This window comes from Herbaspirillum sp. C7C8 (assembly GCF_022627875.1).
In the GTDB taxonomy this organism is placed as follows: domain Bacteria; phylum Pseudomonadota; class Gammaproteobacteria; order Burkholderiales; family Burkholderiaceae_D; genus Herbaspirillum.
Window position 1 is genome coordinate 102,011 of sequence record NZ_JABXGG010000005.1, and the last position, 13,150, is coordinate 115,160.

General features: G+C 60.2%; 14 protein-coding genes. 7 read left to right on the top strand and 7 right to left on the bottom strand.

All coding sequences use genetic code 11. The annotated features are described in order from the left end of the window. Window positions 1-119: 119 nt before the first annotated feature. Window positions 120-779 carry a transcriptional repressor LexA gene (lexA, locus tag HWE01_RS08385; RefSeq protein WP_241821529.1) on the bottom strand — a complete coding sequence of 220 codons (660 nt, stop codon included), beginning with the start codon at window positions 777-779 and terminating at the stop codon, window positions 120-122. A 328-nt stretch (window positions 780-1,107) separates the two neighbouring features. Between lexA and rpsF the strand changes: the two genes are divergently transcribed. The 7 genes from rpsF to HWE01_RS08420 all read left to right on the top strand — a co-directional run bounded on the left by rpsF (window position 1,108) and on the right by HWE01_RS08420 (window position 6,165). Further along, entirely contained in the window at window positions 1,108-1,473 is a 366-nt protein-coding gene (gene rpsF, locus HWE01_RS08390; protein ID WP_006462645.1) for a 30S ribosomal protein S6, read from the top strand. Window positions 1,474-1,494: 21 nt separating this feature from the next. Next, window positions 1,495-1,794: a primosomal replication protein N gene (gene priB, locus HWE01_RS08395; RefSeq protein WP_241821530.1), complete on the top strand. Its 300-nt coding sequence runs from the start codon at window positions 1,495-1,497 to the stop codon at window positions 1,792-1,794. 54 nt (window positions 1,795-1,848) lie between these two features. Continuing rightward, window positions 1,849-2,133 carry a 30S ribosomal protein S18 gene (gene rpsR, locus HWE01_RS08400; protein ID WP_006462643.1) on the top strand — a complete coding sequence of 95 codons (285 nt, stop codon included), beginning with the start codon at window positions 1,849-1,851 and terminating at the stop codon, window positions 2,131-2,133. Between the two features lie 26 nt (window positions 2,134-2,159). Further along, the gene (gene rplI, locus HWE01_RS08405; protein ID WP_008328229.1) at window positions 2,160-2,612 is read left to right on the top strand and encodes a 50S ribosomal protein L9; all 453 of its coding nucleotides are present in this window, start codon (window positions 2,160-2,162) and stop codon (window positions 2,610-2,612) included. Between the two features lie 202 nt (window positions 2,613-2,814). After that, the gene (locus HWE01_RS08410; RefSeq protein ID WP_008328230.1) at window positions 2,815-4,260 is read left to right on the top strand and encodes a replicative DNA helicase; all 1,446 of its coding nucleotides are present in this window, start codon (window positions 2,815-2,817) and stop codon (window positions 4,258-4,260) included. A 200-nt stretch (window positions 4,261-4,460) separates the two neighbouring features. Further along, window positions 4,461-5,087 (top strand): DUF47 domain-containing protein, encoded by a 627-nt coding sequence (locus HWE01_RS08415; RefSeq protein ID WP_008328231.1) that lies wholly within the window; start codon window positions 4,461-4,463, stop codon window positions 5,085-5,087. Window positions 5,088-5,157: 70 nt separating this feature from the next. Continuing rightward, window positions 5,158-6,165, top strand: a complete 1,008-nt coding sequence (locus HWE01_RS08420; protein ID WP_034350240.1) for an inorganic phosphate transporter — start codon at window positions 5,158-5,160, stop codon at window positions 6,163-6,165. Between the two features lie 93 nt (window positions 6,166-6,258). On the opposite strand, the gene HWE01_RS08425 is transcribed toward HWE01_RS08420, so the two are convergent. From HWE01_RS08425 to HWE01_RS08450, 6 genes are all read right to left on the bottom strand, one after another. Beyond that, the gene (locus HWE01_RS08425) at window positions 6,259-7,962 is read right to left on the bottom strand and encodes a PhoH family protein (RefSeq protein WP_241821531.1); all 1,704 of its coding nucleotides are present in this window, start codon (window positions 7,960-7,962) and stop codon (window positions 6,259-6,261) included. A gap of 459 nt (window positions 7,963-8,421) precedes the next feature. Continuing rightward, on the bottom strand, window positions 8,422-8,898 hold the full coding sequence (locus HWE01_RS08430; protein WP_081486042.1) for a peroxiredoxin: 477 nt from the start codon (window positions 8,896-8,898) through the stop codon (window positions 8,422-8,424). A 50-nt stretch (window positions 8,899-8,948) separates the two neighbouring features. Continuing rightward, window positions 8,949-9,890, bottom strand: coding sequence for a polysaccharide deacetylase family protein (locus tag HWE01_RS08435; protein ID WP_241821532.1), 942 nt, complete (start codon window positions 9,888-9,890; stop codon window positions 8,949-8,951). A gap of 263 nt (window positions 9,891-10,153) precedes the next feature. Beyond that, the gene (locus HWE01_RS08440; RefSeq protein ID WP_008328236.1) at window positions 10,154-11,209 is read right to left on the bottom strand and encodes a bifunctional UDP-4-keto-pentose/UDP-xylose synthase; all 1,056 of its coding nucleotides are present in this window, start codon (window positions 11,207-11,209) and stop codon (window positions 10,154-10,156) included. A 29-nt stretch (window positions 11,210-11,238) separates the two neighbouring features. Continuing rightward, window positions 11,239-12,156, bottom strand: coding sequence for a formyltransferase (locus HWE01_RS08445; protein WP_008328237.1), 918 nt, complete (start codon window positions 12,154-12,156; stop codon window positions 11,239-11,241). Then, window positions 12,153-13,109 (bottom strand): glycosyltransferase, encoded by a 957-nt coding sequence (locus HWE01_RS08450; protein ID WP_034350243.1) that lies wholly within the window; start codon window positions 13,107-13,109, stop codon window positions 12,153-12,155. Before HWE01_RS08450 ends, HWE01_RS08445 begins: the two co-directional genes overlap by 4 nt. Between the last annotated feature and the right edge of the window lie 41 nt (window positions 13,110-13,150).

Genomic DNA, 13,150 nt, shown 5'->3' on the forward strand with positions numbered 1-13,150 from the left:
AATAGAAAGCAAAAAACCTCCGTTTTAGGCGGAGGTTGATGCAGCAAGAGACGGCGCGCAGCCTGCTGGAGCGGCTTGCGGCCTGCTCGCCTGGTGCGGGGTGGTGGGCCGCCCCGGGCTCAGTTCCAGCTGCGCAGCAATCCGACGGCCAGTCCTTCGAGGGCGAACTGGTCTTCTTCCGGCTTGACGATGATGGGTTCGAATTCCGGATTCTCGGGGAAGAGGGTGATGACGCTGCCGGTCTTCTGATAGCGCTTGACCGTGACTTCATCGGCCAGGCGGGCCACCACGATCTGGCCGTTGCGCGCCTGATCGGCGCGGCGCACTGCCAGCAGATCGCCGTCGAGGATGCCGGCGTCGCGCATGGACATGCCGCGCACCTTGAGCAGGTAATCCGGCTTGGCCGGGAACATGGCCGGGTCGACCTGGTAGGTCTTTTCCACATGTTCCTGGGCGAGGATGGGCGAACCCGCCGCCACCCGTCCGATCAGTGGCAGGCTCAGCTGCATCAGCGCCGGATGGGGCAGGGCCATTTGTCGTGCTGCCACGGATCCTGGGAGTGCGCCGGACTCGCGCAGGCGGATGCCGCGCGAGGTGCCGGGAGAAATCTCGATGGCCCCCTTGCGGGCCAGGGCCTGCAGATGCTCTTCGGCCGCATTGGCGGAGCGAAAGCCCAATTCGGCGGCGATCTCTGCGCGCGTGGGAGGGAAGCCGGTGTTCTCGATGGCGTTCTTGATCAGGTTCAGGATCTGTTCCTGGCGCGCAGTCAGTTTGAGCATGGGGGTGGCCTTTCTCGGAGGGAAGGCTGTCTGGATGAACAGTCTGTATTTTTATACAGGTACAATCCTTGTGTCAACGGCAACATGCACTTTGCGAGGCGGAAAAGGCAATCTTTCTCCTGCATATATATAGGCAGACACATGAGATTTGATGCCGCCAAGTCGGAAAGTGTGGCGCGCTGACCGCTCGATCTCACCGCCGGGGCGGCGTTTGTGGGCTCCGACATTGCCCTGGTGGGCGAAAGCTAGTATGATCTCTGGTTTTCTTCTTCCCACACCCGTCTTGACGCCGGGGTGGGCGTCTTCAATAAGTCCATAAGGAGTCTACATGCGTCATTATGAAATCGTATTTATCGTCCACCCGGACCAAAGCGAGCAAGTGCCGGCGATGATCGAGCGTTACAAGGGCATCGTCACCACCCGCGGCGGCAAGGTCCACCGTGTCGAAGATTGGGGCCGTCGTCAACTGGCCTACCAGATCCAGAAGCTGGCCAAGGCTCACTACGTCTGCCTGAACATCGAAGTCGACAGCGAAACGCTGGCTGAAATCGAAACCGGCTTCAAGTTCAACGACGCCGTCCTGCGCCACCTGACCGTCAAGATGAAGAAGGCCGAAACCGGTCCTTCCCCCATCCTGAAGGCAGTGCAGAAGGAAGACGCGGCCAAGAGCCGTACCGAAGCACCGGCAGCTTAAGCGCTGCGAACATCGCGGAGAGTGAACCAGTTTCAAGTCATCGCCAGCCTGGCAGAACGTGATGTTTTACGTTACACGCCGGCCGGTATCCCGATTGTCACTGCCAGGTTGCAGCATCAGTCGGAACAGATGGAAGCTGGCATGCAGCGTCAGGTCGAATTCGAGATCGCAGCGCTGGCAGCAGGAGAAATCTCCGGTGCGCTCAACAGGGCAGCGCTGGGGGAGGTCTTCCGGTTCACCGGCTTTCTGGCCCGCAGGAATCGCAACAGCAAGAGTGTCGTGTTTCATATCGTTGATTTTGGCCCGGTCGCGTCGGATTGAAGACGCAAGGTAGCCAAACAGACCTTACCCAATTTTTAGATACAGGAGCCAACCATGGCATTCGGTAAAAAGTTCGATAAAAGCAAGCTGAAAAACAAGCGTCAACAGCAAAACCCGCTGTTCAAGCGCAAGAAATTCTGCCGTTTCACCGCCGCTGGCGTTGAACAGGTCGATTACAAGGACGTGGACACCCTGAAGGACTTCGTCCAGGAAAACGGCAAGATCATGCCGGCACGCCTGACCGGTACCAAGGCCCACTACCAGCGTCAAGTTGACACCGCCATCAAGCGCGCGCGTTACCTGGCCCTGCTGCCGTACACCGATCTGCACAACGCCTAATCAGCGTCGAGAAATAGGAGAAAAACATGCAAGTCATTCTGTTGGAAAAAATCGTGAATCTCGGCGGTCTGGGTGATGTCGTGCGCGTCAAGGACGGTTTCGCACGCAACTTCCTGATCCCGCAACGCAAGGCCCGCCGCGCTACCGATGCAGCCATCGCTGAATTCGAAGCCAAGCGCGCCGAGCTGGAAAAGGCCGCTGCCGAGAAGCTGGCCGCCGCTCAAGCCCAAGGCGAAAAGCTGGCTGGCGCCACCGTGGAAGTCGCTCAGAAGGCCGGTGTTGACGGTCGTCTGTTCGGTTCCGTGACCAACTTCGACATCGCTGAAGCGCTGGGCAAGAAGGGCTTCGCCGTCGAAAAGTCGCAAGTGCGTCTGCCCAACGGCCCGCTGAAGATCGTTGGCGAACACCCGGTGTCGGTGGCTCTGCACACCGACGTGGTGGTCGACGTCACCATCGCAGTCAAGGGCGAGCAAGCGTAATACGCCTGTTTGCTGCAATTCGTTTTGCAATGGAAAAGCCGGGTTCGCCTGGCTTTTTTATTGTCTTTGCCTCCGGCGTCCCGCTGGCGGTCGTCGCGATCCGCCGGGATGTCGGGGGCTTCATATGGCATTCGTTCATATGAAGCGGCAGGTCGTGCAAAAACGTTCGGCCTGACCTACGGCTTCACATCAGCAGGTTATAATGCGCGCCATGAAAGAATCGTCCCGCGGCAATCCAGAATTTTTCCGTGGCCAGAAGGAGTCCTCCGATCCCCAGATCGATGCGCTCCGCGTGCCGCCACACTCCATCGAGGCCGAGCAGTCGGTGCTGGGCGGCCTGCTGCTGGACAACGCAGCCTGGGACCGCATTGCCGATTTCGTCAGCGCTGACGACTTCTATCGCTACGACCATCGCATCATCTTCGAGCACATCGTCAAGCTCATCAACAGCACCAAGCCGGCTGACGTCATCACCGTCTATGAAGCCATGTCCACCAGCGGCAAGGCCGAAGAGGTGGGTGGCCTGGTGTATCTGAATGCGCTGGCGCAAAACACCCCTTCTGCTGCCAACATCCGCCGCTATGCCGAGATCGTCCGTGATCGCGGTATCCTGCGCAAGCTCATCACGGTGGCCGACGAAATTTCCGGTAACGCCTTCAATCCGCAGGGCAAGGATGTGAAGTCCATGCTGGACGAGGCCGAATCCAAGATCTTCGCCATCGCCGAAGAAGGTTCGCGTGGCTCCCAGGGTTTCATGGAAATCCAGCCGCTGTTGACGCAGGTGGTCGAGCGCATCGACGAACTCTACAACCGCGACAGCTCCAGCGACATCACCGGCGTACCCACCGGCTTCATGGACCTGGACAAGATGACTTCCGGCCTGCAGCCGGGTGACCTGATCATCGTCGCGGGTCGTCCTTCCATGGGTAAAACCGCTTTCTCGATCAATATCGGCGAACATGTGGCCATCGAGTCGGGTCTGCCGGTGGCCGTATTTTCCATGGAAATGGGCGGGGCCCAGCTGGCCATGCGTATGCTGGGTTCGGTTGGTCGGCTGGATCAGCACCGCCTGCGTACCGGCCGCCTGCTCGACGAGGACTGGCCGCGCCTGACGCACGCCATCCAGAAGATGAACGATGCTCAGTTCTACATCGATGAAACCCCGGCGCTGTCGCCCATCGAATTGCGCGCACGTTCGCGCCGCCTGGCGCGTCAATGCGGCAAGCTGGGCCTGATCATCATCGACTACCTGCAGCTCATGTCCGGCAACGGCGGCAGCTCTTCTGAAAACCGCGCCTCCGAAATCTCGGAAATCTCGCGTAGCCTGAAGGGCCTGGCCAAGGAACTCAATTGTCCGGTGATCGCCCTGTCGCAGCTGAACCGCTCGCTGGAACAGCGTCCCAACAAGCGTCCCGTGATGTCCGACCTGCGCGAATCGGGTGCCATCGAGCAGGATGCGGACGTCATTTTGTTCATTTACCGCGATGAAGTTTACAATCCGGACTCGCCCGACAAGGGCACGGCGGAAATCATCATCGGCAAGCAGCGTAATGGCCCCATCGGCAGCATTCGCCTGTCCTTCCTGGGGATGTATACCAAGTACGACAACTATATCGGCAATCTGGCGCAGCCTTACGGCGGCGACTGAGGCCATGGGCGACGCGCCGGTCAGGTGCGTCGCCGGAGGATCACGGGCAGCCTTGGGGCGCCCGTGGCATGCAAGGCGGACGGCTCCCAAGGCCGTTCGTGCAGGACCGGCAGGGCGGGATACCGGCTTCCATGGGGGCAGCCGCAGGCCGGTTCGAAACGGCGCTTGAACCGGGCGCTAACCATTGATGAGAGAGAAAAATGTTTGGACGATTGATGCCGACTGAAGGCAAATTCTTTGACCTTTTCAATCAGCATGCAGAGCTGGCGGTCAAGTGTGCGAAGGAAATGGTAGCGCTGATGACCAATTTCGATGACCTCGAAATCCGTGTGCATGCCATTGAAGCCGTCGAGAAGGAAGCCGACAAGATCACGCACAATGCCATCGAACTGCTGCACAAGACTTTCATCACGCCGCTGGACCGTGATGACATCCACCAGCTGATCACGCGCATGGACGATATCCTGGACCTGCTGGAAGACGCTGCCCAGACCATTTCGCTGTACGACATCAAGTCCATCACGCCGGAGGCCAAGCGCCTGGCCGAGCTGTGCCTGTCCTGCGCCGAGAAGGTGCAGGCGGCCGTGGGCCTGCTGTCGAACATGGACAATTCGCGCCAGATCCTGGCGATCTGCCAGGAAATCGACCGCCTGGAATCCGATGCCGACCACGTCATGCGTGCGGCCATGTCCAAGCTGTTCCGCGATGAACCTGATGTACGCACCCTGATCAAGCTCAAGGCCATCTACGAAATCCTGGAAACCGTCACCGACCGCTGCGAAGACGTGGCCAACATCATCGAAGGCATCATCGTCGAAAACGCCTGATCTGTCGGCGTAGCGGCGATTCCCTCGATTTCCGACGGGGACGCCGCTGCTTTCACACAACGGTTTCCCCATGCAAACAATCCAAATCAGCTTACATATTCTCGCGTTGTTGATCGTCCTGGCCTTGCTGTTCGATTTCATGAACGGTTTCCACGATGCCGCCAACGCGATCGCTACCGTGGTCTCGACCGGCGTGCTGCGCCCGCAGACCGCCGTGGCCATGGCGGCCTTCTTCAATCTGGCCGCCGTGTTCGTGTTTCACCAGCTGCACGTGGCGGCCTCGGTGGGCAAGGGCACCATCGAGCCAGCCATCGTTGACCAGTACGTCATCTTCGGTGCCCTCATCGGTGCCATCTTCTGGAACCTGGTGACCTGGTACTACGGTATTCCGTCCTCGTCCTCGCATGCCCTGATCGGCGGCCTGGTCGGTGCGGCCGTGGCCAAGGCCGGTACCGGGGCGCTGATCTCGGCGGGTCTGTTGAAGACGATTCTCTTCATCGTGCTGTCTCCCTTGCTGGGCCTGGTGTTCGGCTCGCTGATGATGCTTGCGGTATCGTGGATCTTCTACCGCTCCACGCCGCGCAAGATCGACGGCTGGTTCCGGCGCCTGCAATTGCTGTCGGCCTCCATGTACAGCCTGGGCCACGGCGGCAATGATGCGCAGAAGACCATCGGCATCATCTGGATGCTGCTGATCGCCTCCGGCTATTCCTCGCCGGATGCACCGCCGATGTGGGTCATCATTGCCTGCTACTGCGCCATCAGCCTGGGTACGCTCTTCGGTGGCTGGCGCATCGTCAAGACCATGGGCCAGAAAATCACCAAATTGAAGCCGGTCGGTGGTTTCTGCGCCGAAACCGGTGGCGCGATCACTCTGTTCATCGCCACGGCGCTGGGCATTCCGGTCTCGACCACGCACACCATCACCGGCGCCATCGTCGGCGTGGGGGCAGCACAGAAGATGTCGGCCGTGCGTTGGGGCGTGGCCAGCAACATCGTCTGGGCGTGGATCTTCACCATCCCGGCCTCGGCCTTCGTGGCGGCGATCGCGTGGTGGATCGGCGTGCACGTGCTGTAAGTCGTTCCCGTTGGCGCGGCACTCGCCGCGCCGTGCAAAAGCAAAAAGCCACGTTTTCACGTGGCTTTTTGCATTGATGCTGAAGAAAAATGATTACAACACGTCGCTGGCGTGATCGGCCAGGCGCGAGCGTTCGCCCCGCGCCAGGGTGACATGCCCGCTGTGCGCCCAGCCCTTGAAGCGGTCGACCACATAGGTCAGGCCGCTGGAGCCTTCGGTCAGGTAGGGCGTGTCGATCTGGGCAATGTTGCCCAGGCAGACGATCTTGGTGCCGGGACCGGCGCGCGTGACCAGGGTCTTCATCTGCTTGGGCGTCAGGTTCTGGGCCTCGTCGATGATCAAGAACTTGTTCACGAAAGTGCGGCCGCGCATGAAGTTGAGCGACTTGATCTTGATGCGCGAGCGGATCAGATCCTGGGTTGCAGCGCGACCCCATTCACCGGCATCGCCATCGGACTTGTTGAGCACTTCGAGGTTGTCATCGAAGGCGCCCATCCAGGGGCCCATCTTCTCTTCTTCCGTGCCCGGCAGGAAACCGATGTCTTCACCGACCGGCACCGTCACGCGGGTGACGATGATTTCGTTGTAGAGCTTGGTCTCCAGCACCTGCGCCAGGCCCGAGGCCAGTGCCAGCAGGGTCTTGCCGGTACCGGCCTGGCCCAGCAGGGTGACGAAATCACACTCCGGGTTCATCAGCAGGTTCAGCGCGAAGTTCTGCTCGCGGTTGCGTGCAGTGATGCCCCAGACACTGTTCTTGGCATGGCCAAAGTCGCGCAGGGTCTGCAACACGGCGGTCTTGCCGTTGATCTGGCTGACCTGACCGTAGAAGGCCGGCTCGCCATTCTTGGGTTCGATGAAGACGAACTGGTTGACCAGCAGCGACGGCACGTAGGGGCCGGTCACACGGTAGTAGGTATAGCTGCTGCCGTGGCGGCTTTCCTGCCAGGACTCCATGCCTTTGCCGTGCTTGTTCCAGAAGTCATCCGGCAACTGCTGGATACCCGAATACAGCAGGTCGGTATCTTCCAGCACATGGTCATTGAAGTAATCTTCGGCGGGCAGACCGATGGCACGCGCCTTCAGACGCATGTTGATGTCCTTGGAGACCAGCACCACCGGACGTTCCGGATACTGCTGGTCCAGCGCGCGCACCACACCCAGGATCTGGTTGTCGGCCTTGCCCTCGGGCAGGCCTTCGGGCAGGGCGGCGTTCTGCAGCTTGGTCTGGAAGTACAGACGACCCTTGGCATCCTTGTTGCCCAGCTTGGACAAGGGAATGCCCAGGTCGATCGCATCTTCGGCAATATCCGACACCAGCGCATCCAGCGAACGCGAAATCTGGCGCGCATTGCGGGCCACTTCGGACATGCCCTTCTTGTGGTTGTCCAATTCTTCCAGCGTGACCATGGGCAGGTAGATGTCGTGTTCCTCGAAGCGGAACAGCGAGGTCGGATCGTGCATCAGCACGTTGGTATCCAGCACGAACAGCTTGGACTTGCCCAGCTTGTCGGCCACGCGGCTGGTGGGCGACTTGGGACGGACTTCGGTGCTCTTGGGAGCGACCTTGGGTTTCTCGGCCACGGCGGCAGTCTTGCCGGTGATGCGCGCACGGGGCGCTGCGACCTTGGTGTCGGAGACGTCGGCAACGGCAACTGCAACTTCTTGTGGTGCAACTACGGGAGCGGAGGTTTCAACGAGAGTGATGTTCGGTTTGACGGGCTTGTTGCGATCGGCCTTGGGATAGTCCTCGGGAGACAGCATCGAAGCTGGTTTGCTCGGCATTTTGGGCAGGGGCATCAGGACCTCGGAAGTGGATGAAGAAAACACCGCTTTGTCAGAGCGAACAGGTGAAGCAATACATCAGACAGCAAAGGGAGGGATCTTGCTGCGGGGCCGGGCATGCCAATGAAATCCTTGCACCTGTCGTGCAGCGTGCCGGACGGGTCCGGACGGTATGCCGACAGGCAATGGGCGAGGGCTTGATTGGCCTGGACGGCGAGGGTGGCAAAGTAAAAAGTAAAAAAGCCGTTTCGGCAGGCCTCGGGCCTTAACCTGAAACGGCTTCCAGCAAACGTTTTTCTGTTTGAATTCAATGGCTTGTATCGTTTGACCGCATGGTTGGAACACGTCGCAGGCACTTGCCAGGTACCGGCGCCGCGGCCTGAATCGAAGTCTGCTGCCGGAGGCTGGACGCAGCAGCCTGATGGGCTATTGCGATGCAGCAACCGGACCGCTCGTTCAGGTATGAGACTTCATTCAGGCCAGGGTTTTGATGAAGGACAGCACCTCATCCACGTGTGCAGGAACCTTCACTCCACGCCATTCTTTCACCACTTTGCCTGCGGCGTCAATCACAAACGTGCTGCGCTCCACGCCGCGCACCTGCTTGCCATACATGTTTTTCATCTTCATGACATCGAACATGGTGCACAGGCTTTCGTCGGGATCGGAGATCAGCTCGAAGGGCATGCCCAGCTTGCCCTTGAAGTTTTCGTGGGACTTCAGGCTGTCGCGGCTGATGCCGAAGATTTCGGTATTGGCGGCCTGGAACTCGGGATGCAGGTCGCGGAACTGCATGCCCTCGGTGGTGCAGCCGGGGGTGTTGTCCTTGGGATAGAAGTACAGGACCAGGTTCTTGCCGCGATAGTCGGCCAGGTTGAAGGTCTTGCCACTGGTCATGGCGGCCGAGAAGTCCGGCACGGTCTTGTTCAGGAGGGATGGTCGGTCTGTCAAAGTGGCGCCCCGTAGGTGAAATCTTGTTGGTGGAGGGTTGGCTGGCGGGATTACATGGCCTGCACGATCATCTCGCCTGAACGGCCGGGCAACTCGCCCCAGGCGATCGGCAGGATGGGCAGGACGTCATTCTTGATGCTCTGGTAGTAGTCGCCCATGGACACCAGTTCATAGCCTTGGGCACGCCAGCCGGTGAGCAGTCGTTCGAAAATGGGGCCGAGTTTCTGTCCTTCAAGTTCCGCGTGCAGAGTGAAAACGTGATCACGTGGTTCTTTGGTCAACTGAAGCAAAAACTCAGCGGCATTGTCCGCATCGATCATCTTGCCGCCGATCTCGCGGCCCAGGATTTCGTCCAGCGTGGGCAGCGTGGTCGGCAATTGCACGCAGGACAGCGGTTTGCCGAAGGCCGAGAGGCGATGCGGGCCCGCATCGGCATCGGCCAGGCGGCCATCCTCGCGCAACTGCGCGCGGCCGTCCGAAGAATAGGCCATGCCGAACTGGTCCAGCTGGACGAAGGCGTGATCATTCATCTGCCAGCCGGCTGCACCGTGGGTACGCGGCGCCTGGCCGAAGATCTCGCGGTAGCGGGCATGGGAGCGGTGCATGGTTTCGACCGTCCATTGGGCCGGGGCGGTGCGCACGTCGTCCTGCCAGACGCGGTGGTCCCAGGTATGGATGCCGCATTCGAAGCCGGCATCCCGGGCTGCGCGCATGAATTGCGCGCAGGTCTTGCCGATATCGGGGGCCGGCAGCAGGGTGCCGTACATCAGGGTCTTCAGGCCGTAGTGTTCCACCACCGAGGTGCGCGAGACCTTGCTGAAGAAACCGGGGCGGAAGATCTGTTTGAGTGCCCAGCCGGTATGGTCCGGGCCCAGCGAAAAGAGGAACGTGGCGCCCGCACCATGGCGACGCAGCTGATTGATCAGGTTGGGGACGCCCACGCGGGTGCCGCGGTAGGTATCGGCGTCGATCTTGAGAGTGAGTTTGGGCAATTCGCTGGACCGGAAAAGAAGGTAATCGGCGGTGGTCCGCCATGTTCTGGGCGTGGCGCCAGGCGTTGGTCTGCGGTGACGGACGACAAGTTGCGAGACTAGCATCCTGCGCGGGATAGAACAATATGCAGCGGCGCAGCATTGAGGGGCAATGCAGTGTCAGCTAAGGGATCTGTTCTGCATTCAAGCCGGCCGGGAAATGAGCAAAAAAGCAAAACCGCGCCGAAGCGCGGTTTGCCTTGGTCCATCTGACAAGCAGACGATCAGTCCATCAGCGCACGAGCCTGAGCCACCTGGCTGCGGTAGGCGTCGAAGATATTGCGCAGGGTGTCGGCCATGGTGGTCTTGGGCGCCCAGTTCAGTTCTTCGCAGGTGTTGGTGATCTTGGGCACGCGGTTCTGCACGTCCTGGTAACCCTTGCCGTAGTAGGCCGCGGAGGTGGTCTCGACCAGTTGCACCTGCTTGGCGGTCTCGGCGTACTCAGGATACTCGGCGGCCAGCTTCAACATCATGTCAGCCAGATCCTTGATGGAGTAGTTGTTGGTCGGGTTGCCGATGTTGTAGATCTTGCCGGAGGCTACGCCGCCTTCGTTGGCGATGATCTTCATCAGGGCATCGATGCCGTCATCGATGTAGGTGAAGGCGCGCTTCTGCTGGCCGCCGTCGACCAGGGAGATGTTCTCGCCACGGACGATGTGGCCGAAGAACTGGGTCACCACGCGCGACGAACCTTCCTTGGGGGTGTGGATCGAGTCCAGGCCGGCGCCGATCCAGTTGAACGGACGGAACAGGGTGAAGTTCAGGCCCGATTCCATGCCATAGCCCCAGATCACGCGGTCCATCAGTTGCTTGGCGCAGGAGTAGATCCAGCGCGGCTTGTTGATGGGGCCGCAGATCAGTTCGGATTCTTCCGGATCGAACTCCTCGTCATGGCACATGCCATAGACTTCCGAGGTCGAGGGGAAGACCAGGTGCTTCTTGTACTTGGCCGCCGAACGCACGATCGGCAGGTTGGCTTCGAAGTCCAGCTCGAAGACGCGCAGCGGGGCATTCACGTAGGTCGACGGGGTGGCGATGGCCACCAGTGGCAGGATCACGTCGCACTTCTTGACGTGATATTCCACCCATTCCTGATTGATGGTGATGTCGCCCTCGAAGAAGTGCATGCGCGACTTGTAGGCCTCGTTTTCCAGAATGTCGGTGATGCGGTCGGTCATCATGTCCATGCCATAGACGTGCCAGTCCGTGGTTTCCAGGATGCGCTTGGACAGGTGATGGCCGATGAAGCCGTTGACGCCGAGAATGAGGACTTTTTTCATAATGTTGAGAGCTAGTGAATGGCCGGACTTCAGGAGGCCATGTATTTCAGGTAATTGTTGAGTGAAGCATCCTGATCATTGATCTGGATGCCCAGAATCTGCAGGAAGTTGCCATCGCCACAACGGGCGTACAACTTGCCACCTTCGAAGAACTTGTCCTGCGTACCGTGGGCCCGCTGCAGCGCGGGATGGGCCGCTGGCGGAACCAGCCGGGTTCTCGTGACCGTAATTTTATCACCCGCGATTTCTTCGAAGGCGCCAGGATAGGGCGGGGCCACCGCGCGCACCAGATTATGGACCTCGCCGGCGGTACGGCGCCAGTCGATGCGGCCATCTTCGGGCTTGCGGCCGCTGAAGTAGCTGCCTTGCGAGAGCTCATTGGGCAGGTTGGGGGTCTGGCCGGCCAGCATGGCCGGCAGCACGTTCCAGAGCGTCATTTCGGCGGCCACGACGACCTTGCCGAAGACTTCATGGGCGGTGTCGTCGGGCAGGATGGGCACGGCCGTCTGCGCCACGATGGCGCCGGCGTCCGGCTTGACCGTCATTTCATGCAGGGTGGCGCCGGTCTCGGTTTCGCCGTGCAGCACCGCCCAGTTGATGGGCACGCGCCCGCGATACTTGGGCAGCAGCGAGCCGTGCATGTTGTAGGCACCGCGCCTGGCGCAGGCCAGTACTTCCACCGGCAGCATATGGCGGTAATAAAAACTGAAGATAAAGTCCGGCTGTGCGGCCTGCAGCTGGGCCAGCAACTGCGGCGAGCGCGCATCGGCGGGGGTGATGCAGGCAATGCCGTGCTCGCGGCACAGGCCGGCCACCGAACCGAACCAGATGTTCTCGGCAGCGTTGTCCTCATGGGTGACCACCAGGGACACCTGCACGCCGCGGGCGAGCAAGACCTTCAGGCAGCGTACACCCACATCATGGTAGGCAAAGACGACGGCGTTCATAGGGCTTGCTTGTCTTCTGAAGTAGCTTGCTCAAGGATGGCCTGCACCACATAGCGCGGGCGCGAGCGCACCTGCATGTAGATGCGGCCGATGTATTCGCCCAGCAGGCCGATGGAGAACAGGATCACGCCCATCAGGAAGAAGGTGATGGCGAACAGCGTGAACACCCCGCCCACTTCGGCACCGATGAGCAGGCGGCGCAGCACGATGAGGATGAACAGCGCGGCCGAAGCGAACGACAGGGCAATACCCAGCAGCGAGAAGAATTGCAGCGGCACCAGCGAGAAGCCCGTCACCAGGTCGAAGTTCAGGCGGATCAGGCTGTAGAAGGAATATTTCGATTCCCCGGCCGAGCGTTCTTCATGTTCCACTACGATCTCGGTCGGATTGCGCGCGAAGGTGTAGGCCAGCGCCGGTACGAAGGTATTGACCTCGCGGCACTGATTGACTAGGTCAATGACATTGCGACCATAGGCGCGCAGCATGTTGCCCTGGTCGGTCATCTTGATGCGGGTGATCTTTTCACGCAGGCGGTTCATGGCCTTGGAGGCATAGGTGCGCCAGGCCGAATCCTGGCGCTTGCGGCGGATCGAGCCGACGTAGTCGTAGCCTTCACGCATCTTGGCCACCAGGTTGCCGATTTCTTCGGGCGGATTCTGCAGGTCGGCGTCCAGGGTCACCACGACTTCGCCACGGGTGGCCTCGAAGCCGGCCATGATTGCCATGTGTTGACCATAGTTGCCATTGAAGAGCACCACGCGCGTCACATCCGGGCGGATGCGGTATTGCTCGGCCAGGATGCCGGCGGAGCGGTCGCGACTGCCATCGTTGACGAAGATGACTTCATAGCGGTATCCGAGGGCGTCCAGCGCCGGGTAGAGGCGCTCGAACAGTTTGGAGAGCCCGGATTCCTCGTTGTATACCGGGATGACGACGGACAGTTCTGGTTTCATCAAATATCGTAAATTGCTGGAATTGCGTGGTGTCGGCACGG

Excerpts from the sequence above, each read along its gene's own strand:
- lexA (WP_241821529.1), bottom strand. The coding sequence starts at position 779 with ATGCTCAAACTGACTGCGCGCCAGGAACAGATCCTGAACCTGATCAAG.
- rpsF (WP_006462645.1), top strand. The coding sequence starts at position 1,108 with ATGCGTCATTATGAAATCGTATTTATCGTCCACCCGGACCAAAGCGAG.
- rpsR (WP_006462643.1), top strand. The coding sequence starts at position 1,849 with ATGGCATTCGGTAAAAAGTTCGATAAAAGCAAGCTGAAAAACAAGCGT.
- rplI (WP_008328229.1), top strand. The coding sequence starts at position 2,160 with ATGCAAGTCATTCTGTTGGAAAAAATCGTGAATCTCGGCGGTCTGGGT.
- HWE01_RS08410 (WP_008328230.1), top strand. The coding sequence starts at position 2,815 with ATGCGCGCCATGAAAGAATCGTCCCGCGGCAATCCAGAATTTTTCCGT.
- HWE01_RS08415 (WP_008328231.1), top strand. The coding sequence starts at position 4,461 with ATGTTTGGACGATTGATGCCGACTGAAGGCAAATTCTTTGACCTTTTC.
- HWE01_RS08420 (WP_034350240.1), top strand. The coding sequence starts at position 5,158 with ATGCAAACAATCCAAATCAGCTTACATATTCTCGCGTTGTTGATCGTC.
- HWE01_RS08425 (WP_241821531.1), bottom strand. The coding sequence starts at position 7,962 with ATGCCCCTGCCCAAAATGCCGAGCAAACCAGCTTCGATGCTGTCTCCC.
- HWE01_RS08440 (WP_008328236.1), bottom strand. The coding sequence starts at position 11,209 with ATGAAAAAAGTCCTCATTCTCGGCGTCAACGGCTTCATCGGCCATCAC.
- HWE01_RS08445 (WP_008328237.1), bottom strand. The coding sequence starts at position 12,156 with ATGAACGCCGTCGTCTTTGCCTACCATGATGTGGGTGTACGCTGCCTG.
- HWE01_RS08450 (WP_034350243.1), bottom strand. The coding sequence starts at position 13,109 with ATGAAACCAGAACTGTCCGTCGTCATCCCGGTATACAACGAGGAATCC.